Source organism: Hellea balneolensis DSM 19091 (assembly GCF_000428525.1).
Taxonomy (GTDB): domain Bacteria; phylum Pseudomonadota; class Alphaproteobacteria; order Caulobacterales; family Maricaulaceae; genus Hellea; species Hellea balneolensis.
Genome location: NZ_AUAC01000002.1, coordinates 706,147 through 722,819, shown reverse-complemented (window position 1 = coordinate 722,819; position 16,673 = coordinate 706,147). Strand labels below are relative to the sequence as shown.

Below are 16,673 nucleotides of genomic sequence, written 5' to 3'. Positions count from 1 at the left end.
GAGAGTCTCCCGGGCCTTACAATTATGCTTTGATGGACGTGATTTTCACGACCGTTTCGTTTTGACGATGACCGCGCTTGCGGCGGTAAGTCTGGCGACGTTTTTTCTTGAATACCAGAACTTTAGCAGCTTTGCGCTGCTCTAAAACTTCAGCTTCAACCTTAGCACCTTTAAGGAGAGGCTCTCCGACTTTGATATCGCCGTCTTTACCCGCAAGCAAAACGTCGTCAAATGAGACTTTTTTTCCGGCTTCAGCGTCGAGTTTTTCAACGATAATAATATCGTCTTTAGCAACTTTATACTGCTTACCGCCTGTCTTTATGACTGCAAACATGATCTTAATCCTTAAATTGAACGGCTTAACTGAAGTCGCGCCGTCCCTAAAATAATCGAGGCCGCACTGTCCTTAAGACTCACGGCCATTTTGTGGCTCTATATACAGGCGCTTGGCCCGGTGTCAACGCGGTTTTCCGTAATAAGGAAAGCTGACTGACTGAGGTTTATCCCCAAAAGAAAAGCCCCGCTACGAAAGCGGGGCTGATCAAACTTTATAGGTTTAGGCTTAGCCGCGAGTTGCGCGGCCAATGACGCGGCCAGCCGCATCAATGATGTTACCATTCGCATCGACGCGTCCAATTACAACACCTGAGGCGTTAGTCACTGAACCGTCAGCGCGAACTGTAAAGCCGCCTGCGGAAGCTCCGCCTACAGAACCGCCAGACATTGAGCCTGCAGCGCCGCTGATAGCAGAACCGACTGAACCACCGGACATTGAACCTGCTGCACCGCTTACCGCGCCGCCCACAGATGAGCCTGATACGCCGCGCATGATGATCTGGCCTGCTGAGTTCACAACATTGCCTGAGGCATCAACACGGCCAATCATAGCACCGGACGCATCGCGGACAGAACCGTCTGCTCCGACTGTGTAACCACTAGCCGCACCGCCGCTTATCGCGCCTGATGAGAAGCCAGTTGAACCGCTAACAGACGTACCGGTTGTGAAGCCGGTCGATCCACCGGAAACAGTTCCGCCAGACGTAAAGCCGCCAGTAGTCACGCCTGATGTACCAGAGACCATTGAGCGCCAGTTTACACCAAGGGCTTCAACTGTTGTTAGCGTTAGGCCGCCTGTTGAAAGACCTTTTTGTGTCTGGAATTGCTCAACCGCTGCGTAAGTAGCACGGCCTAAGCGTCCGTCTATGGCACCTGTATAGTAACCCTGAGTTTTCAGAGCCCGCTGGATAGCGGAGATAACAGTGCTGTTCGCGTTCGCTTCGCAGAGAACCTGACGCCACTCAGCACGCTCAGGAGAGGTCTGTGTGCGACGTTCGATTGTGCCGTACTGAGCCGGAATGACGCGTGTCTCTGTCCGGGCTGGTTCAGCCACTCTTTGAACAGTGATAGTGTCATAACGGGCCGGGATTACGCGGCGCTCTACACGAGGTGCTGCATTTGGCACGCGGCGTGTAATCGTTTTCGTCACAGCCGGGATAACGCGCTCTTGCGTTGTGGCTGGTGTCTTAACGACGCGGCGTGTCACTTGCTTCGTCACAGCCGGGATACGACGCTCTTGCGTTGCAGCCGGAGTTTTGATGCGGCGACGTGTTTCCGTTTTCGTCACAGCCGGGATAACCCGCTCTTGTGTCGAGGCTGGTGTGCGCATGACACGGCGTGTCACCTGCTTAGACACAGCCGGGATGACCCGCTCTTGTGTCCGGGCTGGTGTTTTAACGACGCGGCGTGAAACAGTCTTCGTGATTGCCGGGATGGCACGTTCAACAGTTGACGCTGGTGTTTTAACGACGCGGCGTGTTTCTGTTTTCGTGACAGCCGGAATAACGCGCTCTTGTGTACGGGCCGGTGTCTTAACGACCTGACGAGTTACAGGCTTAACAACAGCCGGGATAACGCGCTCAGTAGTTGACGCTGGTGTACGCATGACGCGGCGCTGAACCTGCTTGGACACGGCCGGGATAACCCGCTCTTGTGTACGAGCCGGTGTCTTAACGACGCGGCGAGAGACCGTTTTCGTGACAGCCGGTACCGCACGTTCGATAGTCGCAGCCGGTGTCTTAATGACACGGCGTGTTTCCATCTTAGTAACGGCAGGGATGACGCGCTCTTGTGTTGACGCTGGCGTCTTCACAACACGGCGTGTTTCCTGCTTTGTGATAGCCGGAACAGCACGCTCAACTGAACGGGCCGGTGTCTTAACGACACGGCGTGTCACTTGTTCCGTACGAGCCGGAATAGTGCGTTCTTGTGTTGAAGCCGGAGTTTTAACGACGCGACGAGACACAGTCTTTGTGACCGCAGGAATTGTCCGCTCGACAGTGCGAGCCGGAGTTTTGATGCGGCGACGTGTTTCTTGCTTCGTGATAGCCGGTACAACACGCTCTTGTGTTTGAGCCGGTGTCTTAACAACACGGCGCGTAAGAGTCTTCGTGACGGCCGGTATGACCTTCTCGACTGTTTGTGCCGGAGTTTTAACGATACGACGTGCTTCCATTTTAGTGATAGCCGGAATGACACGTTCTTGTGTTGACGCTGGCGTCTTCACAACACGGCGGGACACTTGCTTCGTTATCGCTGGGACAGTCCGCTCGACAGTAGACGCAGGTGTCTTCACAACGCGGCGTGTTTCCATCTTAGTAACAGCCGGAATAACGCGCTCTTGTGTTTGAGCAGGTGTTTTGACGACGCGGCGGGACACAGTCTTTGTCACAGCCGGAGTAGCACGTTCGATAGTTGACGCGGGTGTTTTAACAACACGGCGTGTTTCCATCTTCGTGATAGCCGGAATGACACGTTCTTGTGTCGCAGCAGGTGTCTTCACAACACGGCGAGACAATGTTTTTGTTACAGCCGGGATAACACGTTCGACAGTTGACGCGGGTGTCTTAATGACACGGCGTGTTTCCATCTTCGTGACAGCCGGAATAACGCGCTCTTGTGTGCGGGCCGGTGTTTTAACAACACGGCGTGTGACCTGCTTTGTAACTGCCGGGATAACGCGCTCAGATGTCGCAGCCGGTGTCTTAACGACGCGGCGAGTTTCCATCTTCGTGATAGCCGGAACAACACGCTCTTGTGTGCGGGCCGGTGTCTTAACGACGCGGCGAGACACAGTCTTCGTAACAGCCGGCGTAGCACGTTCGATTGTGCTTGCTGGTGTCTTGATGACGCGGCGAGTTTCCTGCTTTGTGACAGCTGGGATAGAACGCTCAGTGACACGAGCCGGAGTTTTCACAACACGGCGTGACACTTGCTTCGTTACAGCGGGAACAACACGTTCGACAGTTGACGCGGGTGTCTTAATGACACGGCGTGTTTCCATCTTCGTGATAGCCGGAACAACACGTTCCTGCGTAGCCGCCGGTGTTTTGACAACGCGGCGAGACACAGTTTTTGTCACTGCTGGAACAGCACGTTCAACAGTCGCAGCCGGTGTCTTGATAACACGACGTGTTTCCATCTTAGTGACAGCTGGAATAACACGCTCTTGCGTAGACGCAGGGCGGTCAACAACACGGCGAGTAACTTGCTTCGTTACAGCTGGAATTGTCCGCTCTTGAGTCGCAGCAGGTGTCTTAACAACACGGCGAGTGCGTGTTTTTGTGACAGCCGGAATGACACGTTCCTGTGTGCGAGCCGGTGTCTTAACGACACGGCGAGACACAGTCTTAGTTACAGCGGGGATAACTCTCTCAGCTGTAGACGCAGGTGTCTTAATGCGGCGACGTGTTTCCATCTTGGTGATAGCCGGAATAACGCGCTCTTGCGTTGATGCCGGAGTTTTCACAACGCGGCGTGTAACCTGTTGTGTACGAGCTGGAATAACACGCTCTTGTGTTGAAGCCGGAGTTTTCACAACGCGGCGCGTCTGTGTCTTAGTGACAGCAGGAATGACGCGCTCTTGTGTTGACGCAGGACGGTCAACAACACGGCGAGATACAGTTTTCGTGATGGCCGGAATGACCTTCTCAGCTGTGCGGGCCGGATTTTTGACGCGGCGACGTGTTTCGACTTTTGTGACAGCCGGGATGACACGTTCTTGCGTAGATGCAGGACGGTCAACAACGCGGCGCGTTACAGTTGATGTTTTCGCTGGGATGACACGCTCTTGTGTGCGGGCTGGAGTTTTCACAACACGGCGCGACACTGTTTTCGTGACAGCTGGAATACGGCGTTCAACAACTTTAGCTTCTTCAGCAACAACACGTGTTGAAACTGTGCCCATTCTCTGGCTGAAGTTTCCGCCTTGAGCGTTAGCATTAAGGCCTGAACCACCGCCGCGGCGTCCACCGCCGGCACGATCCGCAGCTGCAGCTGCTGTACGTGAGAGACCGTCACGGTCATCACGGCCATCGCTATTGCTATCGACAAAACCGGAATAACTTCCGCCGCCAAATGAACCTGTAGATCCGCCATCAACAACACGGGCCGGTGTCTTAACGATGCGGCGCGTTACTGTTTGTGTCTGTGCAGGAACAGGGATTTCACGAGTCGTCGCTTCACGGTCAACAACACGCTTCGTGATCTGCTTCGTTACAGCCGGAATAGTACGTTCGACTGTACGGGCCGGAGACACAACAACCTGCTTAGTGATTGTTTTGTATTTCGCAGGGATCAAGACACGACAGAGAATTTCACCTGTCTGTGACACGATTGTTTGTGTGGATTGAACAACTTGCTCAGAGACGCCGTTAAAGACAGTAAACTGGCCTTGTGTGTTCGTATTAATACGACCACCCGCACCAAGTTGACCTGCATTGATAGCTTGGCTACCTGGCTTCCACTCTTCACGAGCAGGTTCAATGAGAACGCGCTCGGAGCGTGTTTCATATTTCGCCGGAATAACGTCAATATCAACACGTGCTGGTTGAACAACAACTGTTTCAGTCACTGTTTTATAAGTCGCAGGAACGACTTCAAGACGTGTGGTGGCTTCTTGAACAACAATTGTCTCTGTAACTGTTTCATAAGTTGCAGGGATGATTCTTAGCTGATTAGCTGCTTCTTGCTGAACGTATGTTTGTTGCTCTGTGCGGAATTTCGCCGGAACAGCAACATATTCGACTGTTTCAGGCTGAACAACGATTGTTTCAGTGACAGTCTCAAAAGTGGCCGGAATAGTCACAAGCTCAGTTGAGGCTTCTTGAACAACGACAGTCTCTGTAACATTTTTAAATGTTGCAGGAATTGTTACGAGCTCAGTTGACGCTTCTTGGACAACAATTGTCTCTTGATAAGTTTCATATTCGGCAGGGATAGATACATATTCCACTGTTTGCGGCTGAACTACGACAGTGTCAGTGACAGTTTTAAATGTAGCAGGAATAGTCACAAGCTCTGTCGTCGCTTCTCTGGCGACAACTGTTTCAGAAACAGTCTCGTAAGTTGCCGGAATAGTGACAAGCTCAGTTGAAGCTTCTTGAACAACAACAGTCTCAGTAACCGTTTCAAAAGTCGCGGGGATTGTTACGAGCTCAGTCGAGGCTTCTTGGACCACAACAGCTTCCTGATATGTTTCGTATTGAGCTGGAACAGAGACGTAATCCACAGATTGCGGCTGAACCACAACAGTCTCAGTGACTGTTTCGAACGTCGCTGGGATTGTGACCATTTCACTAGCTGCTTCTTGAACAACATATGTCTCAGAAACAGTCTCATAAGTTGCCGGGATAGTGACAAGCTCAGTTGAGGCTTCTTGAACAACAACAGTTTCTGTAACAGTTTTGAATGTTGCAGGGATCGTTACAAGCTCAGTTGACGCTTCTTGAACAACAACAGGCTCTTGAATTGTCTCATAAACAGCTGGAACTGTCTCGTAAGTGACAGAAGCAGGCGTTACGACGACAGTTTCAGAGACTGTTTCGAACGTAGCTGGAATTGTCACAAGTTCAGTTGAGGCTTCTTGAACCACAACGGCTTCGGATACTGTTTCATAGACAGCCGGAACAGACTGATACGTTACAGTTTGCGGCGTTACGACAACAGTTTCAGTAACTGTTTCGAATGTTGCCGGGATAGTGACAAGCTCAGTTGAGGCTTCTTGAACAACAACTGTTTCAGTAACTGTTTCATAAACGGCCGGAACAGAGACGTATTCAACGCCAGAAGGCTGAACAACGACTGTTTCAGTCACTGTTTCAAATGTTGCCGGGATAGTGACAAGCTCAGTTGAGGCTTCTTGAACAACGACAGCTTCTTGAACAGTCTCATAAGTCGCTGGAATGCTGACATAGTCAACAGTTTGCGGCGTTACGACAACAGTTTCAGTCACTGTTTCGAATGTTGCAGGGATTGTCACCATTTCGGTCGACGCTTCCTGAACAACAACAGGCTCTTGGATTGTTTCATAAACAGCAGGAACGCTGACATATTCGACAGATTGCGGCTGAACAACAACGGTCTCAGTAACTGTTTCGAATGTCGCCGGAATAGAGACCATCTCTGTTGACGCTTCTTGAACAACAACAGATTCTTGAACTGTTTCATATGTCGCCGGAACGGTCACATATTCAACGCCAGCAGGTTGAACAACGACTGTTTCAGTCACTGTTTCAAATGTTGCCGGGATAGTGACAAGCTCTGTTGATGCTTCTTGAACAACGACAGGCTCTTGGATTGTTTCATATACAGCAGGAACGCTGACATACTCAACAGATGCAGGCTGAACGACGACCGTGTCAGTCACTGTTTCATATGTTGCCGGTATTGTGACAAGCTCAGTTGAGGCTTCCTGAACCACTACAGGTTCTTGGATTGTTTCATATTGCGGAGGAACCACAACATATTCAACGGATTGCGGCTGAACGACAACAGTTTCTGAAACTGTTTCGAATGTTGCCGGTATTGTCACGAGCTCAGTTGACGCTTCCTGTACGACCACTGTATCTGTGTATGTTTCATACTCAGCAGGCACAACTGCATAATCAACAGATGCTGGCTGCACAACGACAACGTCAGTTACTGTTTCGTATGTGGCGGGAATAGTCACAAGCTCGGTTGTTGCGTCTTGAACAACAACAGTTTCAGTTACAGTCCCAAACTCAGCAGGAATAGTCACAAGCTCAGTTGAAGCTTCTTGAACAACAACAGTTTCAGTCACTGTTTCATAAGTCGCTGGGATAGAAATCATTTCTGTTGACGCTTCTTGAACAACAACAGGCTCAGATACTGTTTCGTAAACAGCAGGAACAGTTTCATATGTAGATGAAGCTGGCGTTACGACAACAGTTTCAGAAACACTCTCAAACGTTGCCGGGATAGTGACAAGCTCAGTTGACGCTTCTTGAACCACAACAGTGTCAGTAACTGTCTCAAAAACAGGCGGTGACGTAACAAGCTCAGTTGACGCTTCCTGAACAACAACGTTTTCAGTAACGGTCTCGAATGTTGCCGGAATAGTGACAAGCTCTGTTGAGGCCTCTTGGACCACAACTGTTTCAGAGACTGTTTCATATGTTGCAGGAACAGAAACATATTCGACGCCAGCAGGCTGGACGACGACGGTTTCAGAGACGGTTTCGAAAGTTGCAGGAATTGTTACCAGTTCTGTTGAAGCTTCTTGAACCACAACAGTGTCTGTGACTGTCTCGAACACTGGGGGAATTGTTACGAGCTCAGTCGAGGCTTCTTGCACAACGACTGTGTCTGTATAATTTTCATAAACCGCAGGGACAGTCACATATTCAACCGACTCAGGCTGAACAACAACTGTTTCAGTAACTGTTTCATAAACAGGCGGGATAGAAACGAGTTCTGTTGAGGCCTCTTGAACAACAACAGTTTCAGTCACTGTGCTGAAGCTTGGCTGACCTGAACGTGTACCAGTGCTAGCGCCATAGGAATTAACAGCATTTCTGACGAGTACACTTCCATTTGAACGCATAATGCTACCATTCGCGCCGAGGCTTCCGATTGCAGAACCTGAAGCATTGCGAACAGTTCCGTCTGAAGCGACACGATAAGTTGTTCCGCCTACACGAAGTGACGTGGCGTTGGAGCCTCTGCCGATGAGCGTTAGTGGGTTGACAGCGTTAGCGGCTAAAACGGAACCGTTTGTACCAACGATGTTTCCGTCGCTATCGACAGTACCAATTCTACGGCCGTTTGAGTCTGTGACAGTTCTTGCAGAGTCAATGTTGTATGACGTTCCGCCGACTGTGACAGTAACCGCGCCGCGGCCAGGAACAATACCGCCGCCTGAACCAGCGATGACAAGCTCATAGCTTTCTTCTTGAACAAGAACACGCTCTGTTACGGTTTCCATGCGACCAGGGATCTTAACGATCTCCTCGCCAGCTTGGCGCAGAACAACCTGTTCCGTTGACGTTTCATAAGTTGCCGGCACGATGACACGTGCGAAGCATTCGCCCGGAAGTGGGTTACCTGGCGGTAACTCCTGAGCTATAGTTGGTGCGGCTAATACCGCGGCCGATGCGGCCAATAATAGAGTGCGTTTCATTTTATAAAACCCCCAAACTCTTAGTAACAATTACCTGCGACATGCAGATACCTCATAGCTTAACCAATCCTTGACGGACTGATCAGGCGTTAATCCCCTCTTAATAGGTTGAGAGGGAAATTCAATGGCTAAAATGGTCATAGGCGAAAAGGTCGGAAGTAAGACGCTTCTGCGGCGTGTAACATCTCTCGATCTCCTCTGCTGTCACCATAAGCTTCAATAATTTTTACAGGGTGTGGCGCAAATTCGGCCAAAATACGGCGAACTTTGCCTTCTCCCCAAATATTCCATCCTTTTATCTCGCCAGTATAGCGATTGCCGTCCGTTTCAAGCTCGGTGGCTAGGATGTTGTGAATGTTTTGCGACTCACCCCAAGCCCGCAAATAAGGGGCAATAGATGCGCTGCATATATATAATGACTCTAAGTCGCTTTTTTTGTCGTCCAAACAGCTCTGTGCTTGAGGGCGAATCAAGCTTGGAATAATCTCTTCGGCAAATGATGCTGCGCGCGCATTCAGGCGTTCAACAGGCGCGTTCTTGAAGAACCTGCGGATCACATAGATTTTTGCTTGATTGCGATCCACAATTTTTAGTGCATAGCCAACAAAAACGGGCAGCAATAACAATATGTTAAGGGCCCATTTGGCAACTCCTGCATAGTAACGCAAAAAGAGGCGAAATGTATCATCTGTTGTAATTGTGCCATCAAAATCAAAGACGACAATCTCAACAGGTGAGGGACTCACGGTCATTAAGTTCATTCCTACGTTTTCGGGACGAATCTCCCGATTTTGCGCGTATTGAGCCAAAGATAACAACAATGCAAGAGCTCCCTGCGACTAAGTTAACGGTGGGTTAGTGTAGCGGAACTGAATGCAATATGAATGATGGTTTTAAGCCTAAGTGGACGCCTAGCTAGTATTTACGCAAACTGCAGTATTTATGACAAAAACAGTGCTCTCTTTGACGCATATCGTATAAAAATCTTGCCTGTTGAGGCGAATACCCACAGCTATAAATCGATAGCTTTGAAAATGCGACTTTAGAGGTTCTTATGCTTGGAAAGCACTTATTCATGTCCGCCGCAACGGCAATATTACTTATCTCATGCGGAGAAGCTCCTGGCGAAACATATTTTGAGCATGAGCGTAGCGACCTGACCGCTGAAGCTAAGATTGAGTATGGGCGCCTGCAAAATGGTCTACGTTATGCTGTTATGGCCAATGAGACTCCCTCAAACACAGCGTCATTATTAATGCGCTTTGATACGGGTTCCATAAACGAACCAGATGGCCAGGAAGGACTGGCGCACTTCCTTGAGCATATGGCGTTTAACGGATCCAAAAACATAGCTGAGGGCGAGATGATCAAGCGGCTCGAAAAATACGGGTTAGCTTTTGGCGCGGACACCAATGCCTCTACAAGTTTTGACGAAACGATTTATCAGCTTGAGCTTCCAGAAGTGAATGATGATATTTTGAACGAGACACTCATGATAATGCGGGAAACTGCAAGTAATCTCACGCTTGACCCGGATGCAATTGACCGAGAGCGCGGCGTTATTCTGGCAGAAAAGCGCGCACGCATTAGTCCCGCTTATAAAGCATCGATTGCGTCACTGAAATTTTACTTAGACGGTTCTCCTTATCCAAACCGTATTCCAATTGGAACTGAAGAGGCTATCCGGTCAGTAACGCCTGAGAATTTTCGTGAATTTTATCAAGGATATTACAGACCTGAAGATACTTTCATTGTCTTGGTGGGGGATTTTGAAACTGACTATGCGTCTGAAAAGATAGAAGAGTTTTTCGGCGACTGGGCGTCTGTCGGTGAAAGCAAATCTGACGTCGATATTAAACCGCTCGGCGAGCGTGGTATCGAAGCGGAATATTATGTAGATCCAGAGATTCAAACCTCAATTTCTTTAACTGTGATGGGGCCCCCGGATTTGCGCAAAGATACGGCGGAAAATCGCAAGGCGGCTTTTATTGAGAGTCTGGGTAACAGAATCCTGTCCCGACGACTTGCTAAAATAGCGCGAAGCGATGAGGCGGCTTTTATAAATGCCTCTGCTTCGAGTTCCTCTATTTATGATGTTCGTGGATTATCTTCATTATCTATGAGCACGCAAGCTGAAACATGGGATAAGGCCTTGGCGCAAGGTGAGCAGGCTTTGCGCCAAGCCTATGAGTTTGGATTCTCCCAAGATGAGCTGAGCGAACAAATTGCCAATACGCGCAAAGCATTAGAGGTTGCCGTGCAGACATCTCCGACCCGCCGTACATCTTCTTTGGCGCGTCAGATCATGAGCAGCTTTTCGTCAAATCAAGTGCTGACCGATGCGAAGGCCAATCTGGAGCGCTTTGAAGCTTACGCGGACACTATCACGCCCGAACAAGTGCATCAGGCCTTTAAAGCAAAATGGGAGGGGTTGGACACGGCTCAACTTTATCTCTCCACGAATAGAGTTATCGAAGACGCTGAAAACGTAATGCTAAAGGCACTGGAAGATAGCCGCGCTGTGAAAGTCCAGCCTTTGGCCGAGACGAAGAAGACAGAATTTGCTTACACGGAATTTGGTGTTCCCGGTAAAGTGGTCTCCAGAAAAACAGTTGAGGATATCGAATTTGAGCAAATCATTTTCGAAAATAATGTGCGCTTAAATATAAAGAAGACGCCTTATCAGAAAGACGTCATATCAATTAGCGTCGCGCTCGGTAAGGGAGAGCTTTTTTTTCCAGAAGAATATCCAGGATTTAAGTGGTTTGCCCCGAATATGCTCAGCTTGGCCGGGCTCAAGGCGCATAGCGCTGATGATATTCAGACATTGATGGCTGGGAAAACAGTTGGCGCATCAATTAATTTTGGATCCCGGCGTATGTATATGTCAGGTGCGACTGTACCTGATAATATAAGCGATCAACTCAATCTTATGGCCGCTTATGCCACAGCTCCAGGATATCGCGCTGAAGTTAAGTCACGTTATGATAATTACATACAGTCTTTTTATCCCACGCTAGACAGTACACCCGGAGGGGTGGCCGCACGTGATGTCGAGCGCTTGCTTCGGTCCGGAGACAGACGTTTTGGAATTCCTGATGAAGATGAGTTAATTGAAATTGAGATGTCTGAATTACAAAAATGGCTCGATCCAAAGTTGACATCGGAAGCCGTTGAAATTGGGGTTGTCGGAGATGTTGATGTTGAGGCTGTTATAGACCAAGTGGCTCGAACTTTCGGAGCTCTGCCAAAGTTTAAAGCCGATATTCCATCGCTCGAAAGCGTTGATACAGAGCTGAAATTTGCCAAAGGGTCCCCGCGCCCTATAAAATTGTCTCATGCTGGCGAGGCGGAGACAGCTCTTTTGCGAAGCTATTGGCCTGCGCCCGACGGTACTAATATTACGACCTCAAGACGCGTGAGTATGATTTCAGAAATGTTTCAATTACGGCTGACAGAGGTTATGCGAGAAGAGGAGGGGGCAAGTTATTCACCATCCGCCTTTTCCTACAACCCGCGCATTTATCCCGGCTTTGGCTATATAGGTGCATCTTTAGAGCTAAACCCCAATGATATTGATCGTATCAGTGCGAAAGTTGATGAGATCGCCGCAGAATTCCGTGCGGGAGACTTTGACGCGGCATTATTTGAACGGGCCATAAAGCCCGCACGTGAGCGTATCGAAACAAGCCTTGAGAGTAATGGCTATTGGATGAACATCATTTCTGAGTCTCAATCCGACCCGGAAAGTCTTGAGCGCCACCGCAGCCGGTTCGAGGCGTATCAAAACATGACAGTGGATGATCTAAAACCGCTCGCCAAGACACTCTTTGATCCAAAACAAGCTTACCGCATTCAAGTCTTACCTGAGAGGTAACTTTGTTTCTTGACCTATTGTTATCTTAGATGGGTCGTGAAAACCTAAGATTTAACGGTTTGTTTACCATAATTTAGCTCGGCTGAGTTATTTTCGAACAAAATTCCCCTATTGGCAGAGTGTCTGCAACGCTTCTCGCAAATCCCGAACATGTGGGTTCGGATATTGTGAGGAATAAGACTATGTTAAATGCAACTAAGACACTTAAGACAAAATTAGCCAATACAGCGGCGCAATTTAAAAAAGATGAAAAAGGCAATTTCGCCGTTATGGCAGCTGTCTCGATAGCTATCTTAATCGGCGGATTGGCTGTTTCTGTTGATGCGTCTAACGGTTATTTTGCTAAACAGCGCTTGCAAGATACAACGGATGCGATTGCGCTTATGGCGGCGAAAGGTCAGTTCAAGACGCAAGCTGAGCTTGACCAAGCGGCGAATGAGTATTTGCAGTCAGTTTATCCAGGCTCTGAGGGGGTTAATATCAAACTCGAAGATATCAGACGCGATGGCGATCTTGTTACTGTTGAAGCGAAAAATAAAATCCCAACATATTTTACGGGTATCTTCGGAAAATCCGGTCTTGATATTGGCGCAACATCACAAGCTCTATATGCTGATACGAAGCTTGAGATCGCTTTAGTCCTCGATACAACAGGGTCTATGAGAGGCAATAAAATGGCGACGCTTAAGATTGCGGGTAATAATCTTGTTGACCAACTTGCGTCTAATAATGATCGCGGCAACATCAAAATGTCCGTTGTGCCATTTGCGCAATATGTCAATGTTGGCCCTAATAATGTAAATGCCAATTGGCTTGACGTTATGCCGGCGCGAGGCCAATCCGTAAATGATTGGAATGGCTGCGTTGGGTCGCGTACTGGAAGACTAGAGCAGCGCGTGGATGTTGTTGGTGGTTCTGCGGTTCCTGCGACAACAAATATTAATTGCGGCACGCCTATTTCGTCTCTTACAAATAATCTGAACGAAACAAAGTCAGCCATCTCTGGATTGAATGCTGCGGGGTGGACTTATCTCCCATCAGGTTTGATGTGGGGGTGGAGAACTCTAGACAGCCGCGCACCTTTTCAGGAAGCAGCTGCGAAAAGTGATACCAAAACAGATAAGGTTATGATTGTGATGACAGATGGCGCGAATACGCGTTCCAAGAATGGACAGTTCCACGAAGCTTGGTCACAAGCAAATGCGGATAATACAGCTGAGGATATCTGCTTGAAAATCAAAGACGAAGACATCACAGTTTACACAATTGCTTATGAAGTCGGTGATACAAAGACTGAAAACCTCTTGCGTGATTGTGCCTCTGATACGGATAAGTATTTCGATGCAACAAATTCTGCAGACCTAAAAGCAGCTTTTGATGTCATCGCTGCGAGCCTAACTGAGTTGCGCCTAACAGCTTAGTCAGTTTACAAAATACAATTTTAGCCTCGCTCTTGCGTTTTGAAGAAAACGCTCGGTGCGGGGCTTTTTTGTTCATTGTTAGGACCAATGTCGTCGGAAAACTCTTTAGTGGCCAAATTATAGAGAATCTGTCTATGGAAAGTTATGACAAGGCATCAAAATAGAATTCATCATATATTACTGGGGCTGACATTTGGGGGTGTTTTACTTGCGGCATGTTCGACTCAGGGGGCGTCTCGTTACGGTGATGAGACCGCCGTAAATCATGGAGAAGTTTGCGGCACAGTTATGGTGCCTTGCGGACCGATTCTGCAATATCCTGCCGTTCCTGTTTCATCGCCCATATATTCAGCCCCAGTGCCTTGTTTTCCTGGGGCATGCGAAACGCTGCCTATTCCTACTATTACCAAACCTGTGGAGCCTTCGCCTCCGATCGTCACAGACCCGCCATACGTGCCGCCTGTAATATCCGAGCCTTATCCTACTATGCCCTCAAACCCTGACCCGATCGCTTGTCCAGAAGGTAGTATTTTGGGCTATGGCGGAGATAGTTGTATTCCGATTGCTGTGCCGCGCAAATAGACTCATTAGCTAAGATATGGTGAAGTAGATGACATCTCTAACTTTTCCTGTTAGGGTAGTACTAGAGGCCAGTAATGAAAACGTCTGTTAATCATGACATTATGACGCTCTGGGACGTGACGGGTGATGATGGCACGTCTCGCTTTAGCCTTATATTATTACGGATAATGACGACCGCGTTTTTTATAGGGACTGCATATTTTGTCTTACTTCTGACAGGTTTGTTTGATGTATTCAGTTGGCCCATGCCATTGCAGAAGTTGCAAATGGTTACGGGTATAGTCATTGTGTTTATTTTATTTGGTTTGTGGGGTGCCATCAGCATTCACCCCCTTTGTGGTGCTCCACCGAAGGCATTGAAGCTCGTGGTGCTTTTAGGGTACTTTTTTTGTTCCTAATCGGATTTGATTATCTAGAAACGGTTTCTGATGCTGTGTCTGATTGGGCGGTTAACCCCGTCCTGCTCTCTTTCGGCTTACCACTTATTATAGCAGCGATAGGCTTAATCCCCATCACCCGTACGGCATGGACAATGACGCCGCCGTCCAGCGCAGACTAACCCTTGCAAAACAGGCTTTCCCGTTCCATATCGCGCTCTTGAAATCACCCCTCGACTCAGGAGCGCCCCGTGGCCCGTCAATTCTGTTATCATATGCAAGGTCTGACGAAGAAATTCGGCAATAAGACTATCCTCGATAATGTGCATCTGTCCTTTTATCCTGATGCCAAAATTGGTCTCATCGGGGTCAACGGCGCGGGTAAATCGACCCTGATGAAAGTTATGGCGGGCGTTGATACCGAAGTGACCGGCGAGCATTGGGCCGCTGAAGGCACGCGCGTTGGCTATCTTCCGCAAGAGCCTAAGCTGGATAATGACAAAGACGTTTGGGGAAATGTCATTGAGGGCTGTGAAGATAAGCAGATCTTTGACCGATATAACGAAGTCGCCATGAAAATGGCCGAAGATTATTCTGACGAAATCATGGAAGAGATGACCAAGCTTCAGGACGAAGTTGATGGACGTGATGCGTGGGACATTGACTCCAAAATTGAAATGGCCATGCAGGCGCTGCGCTGCCCGCCCAAAGATAGCCCGGTCAATAATCTCTCAGGCGGTGAGGCGCGACGCGTTGCGCTCTGCCGCTTGCTCTTGTCAAAGCCTGACCTACTACTTCTCGATGAACCGACCAACCATTTGGATGCGGAAACTGTGAATTGGCTAGAGAATTACCTCGTCAAATATTCAGGCGCGATTATCCTCATTACCCATGATCGCTACTTTCTCGATAATATCACAAATTGGACGCTCGAAATTGATCGCGGCAAAGCCTATCCGCATGAAGGCAATTACTCGTCATGGCTAGAAGCTAAAGACAAACGCAACATGCAAGAGGGCCGTGAGAGCGATAGTAAATCCAAAGCGTTGAAACGCGAATTAGAATGGATCCGCTCTAATCCCAAAGCGCGTCAAACCAAATCTAAGGCGCGTTTGTCGGCTTATGAAAAGTTGCGCGATGAAGCGTCTGCCGAGGTTGTGTCTCATGCGGATATACGTATCCCGATGGGTGAGCGTCTTGGAAATGTTGTGGTGGAAGCCAATAATGTGAGTAAAGGTTTCGGTGATAAGCTCTTGATTAAAGATTTGTCATTCCGCTTGCCGCGCGGCGGTATTGTCGGCGTTATCGGCCCGAACGGCGCTGGTAAGACAACGCTGTTTAAGATGATTACAGGTCAAGAACAGCCCGATGAAGGCACGTTTAAAGTCGGCGAAACAGTTGAGCTTGGCTATGTCGATCAGAACCGTGACGCGCTGGATAACAGCCTCAACGTCTGGGAAGCTGTTTCGGATAAATTAGATATTCTTGTTCTGGGCAAACGTGAGGTTCCGTCCCGTGCTTATCTTGGGGCTTTTAACTTTAAAGGCACGGATCAGCAGAAAAATGTCGGACAACTTTCGGGTGGTGAGCGTAACCGCGTCAATCTCGCTAAGATGCTGACGCGTCCCGCCAACTTGCTTTTGCTCGATGAACCGACCAACGATTTGGACCGCGAAACACTGGCCTCACTTGAAGTCGCCCTAGAGAAATTCCCAGGCTGCGCCGTGGTCATTTCCCATGATAGATTCTTCCTCGACCGCGTCGCCACACACATCCTCGCCTATGAAGGCGATAGCCATGTTGAATGGTTTGAAGGTAACTTCGCGGATTATATAGAAGATAAAAAACGCCGCTTAGGTGACGATGCCGACATGCCAAAGAAGCTGAAATTTGTGAAATTTGAGAGATAGTCCTCTTTTATCCTAATGCTGAACATGCCT

At 48.7% G+C, this 16,673-nt stretch carries 8 protein-coding genes; 5 read left to right on the top strand and 3 right to left on the bottom strand.

The features are described 5' to 3' along the window. Positions 1 to 22: 22 nt before the first annotated feature. The 3 genes from rplU to F569_RS0103585 all read right to left on the bottom strand — a co-directional run bounded on the left by rplU (position 23) and on the right by F569_RS0103585 (position 9,228). Positions 23 to 334 (bottom strand): 50S ribosomal protein L21, encoded by a 312-nt coding sequence (rplU, locus tag F569_RS0103595; protein ID WP_026941083.1) that lies wholly within the window; start codon positions 332 to 334, stop codon positions 23 to 25. Between the two features lie 228 nt (positions 335 to 562). Continuing rightward, positions 563 to 8,476: a peptidoglycan-binding protein gene (locus F569_RS0103590; protein WP_026941082.1), complete on the bottom strand. Its 7,914-nt coding sequence runs from the start codon at positions 8,474 to 8,476 to the stop codon at positions 563 to 565. Positions 8,477 to 8,613: 137 nt separating this feature from the next. After that, entirely contained in the window at positions 8,614 to 9,228 is a 615-nt protein-coding gene (locus F569_RS0103585) for an HAD-IB family phosphatase (protein ID WP_026941081.1), read from the bottom strand. Positions 9,229 to 9,551: 323 nt separating this feature from the next. On the opposite strand from F569_RS0103585, the gene F569_RS0103580 reads away from it, so the two are divergent. The 5 genes from F569_RS0103580 to ettA all read left to right on the top strand — a co-directional run bounded on the left by F569_RS0103580 (position 9,552) and on the right by ettA (position 16,643). Beyond that, on the top strand, positions 9,552 to 12,353 hold the full coding sequence (locus F569_RS0103580) for a M16 family metallopeptidase (RefSeq protein WP_162143733.1): 2,802 nt from the start codon (positions 9,552 to 9,554) through the stop codon (positions 12,351 to 12,353). 182 nt (positions 12,354 to 12,535) lie between these two features. After that, positions 12,536 to 13,774, top strand: coding sequence for a vWA domain-containing protein (locus tag F569_RS0103575; protein WP_026941079.1), 1,239 nt, complete (start codon positions 12,536 to 12,538; stop codon positions 13,772 to 13,774). 144 nt (positions 13,775 to 13,918) lie between these two features. Further along, complete coding sequence (locus tag F569_RS0103570; RefSeq protein WP_026941078.1) at positions 13,919 to 14,356, top strand: hypothetical protein; 438 nt, start codon at positions 13,919 to 13,921, stop codon at positions 14,354 to 14,356. 74 nt (positions 14,357 to 14,430) lie between these two features. Continuing rightward, positions 14,431 to 14,754 (top strand): hypothetical protein, encoded by a 324-nt coding sequence (locus tag F569_RS0103565; protein ID WP_026941077.1) that lies wholly within the window; start codon positions 14,431 to 14,433, stop codon positions 14,752 to 14,754. Positions 14,755 to 14,984: 230 nt separating this feature from the next. After that, complete coding sequence (ettA, locus tag F569_RS0103555; protein ID WP_026941076.1) at positions 14,985 to 16,643, top strand: energy-dependent translational throttle protein EttA; 1,659 nt, start codon at positions 14,985 to 14,987, stop codon at positions 16,641 to 16,643. Positions 16,644 to 16,673: the final 30 nt, after the last annotated feature.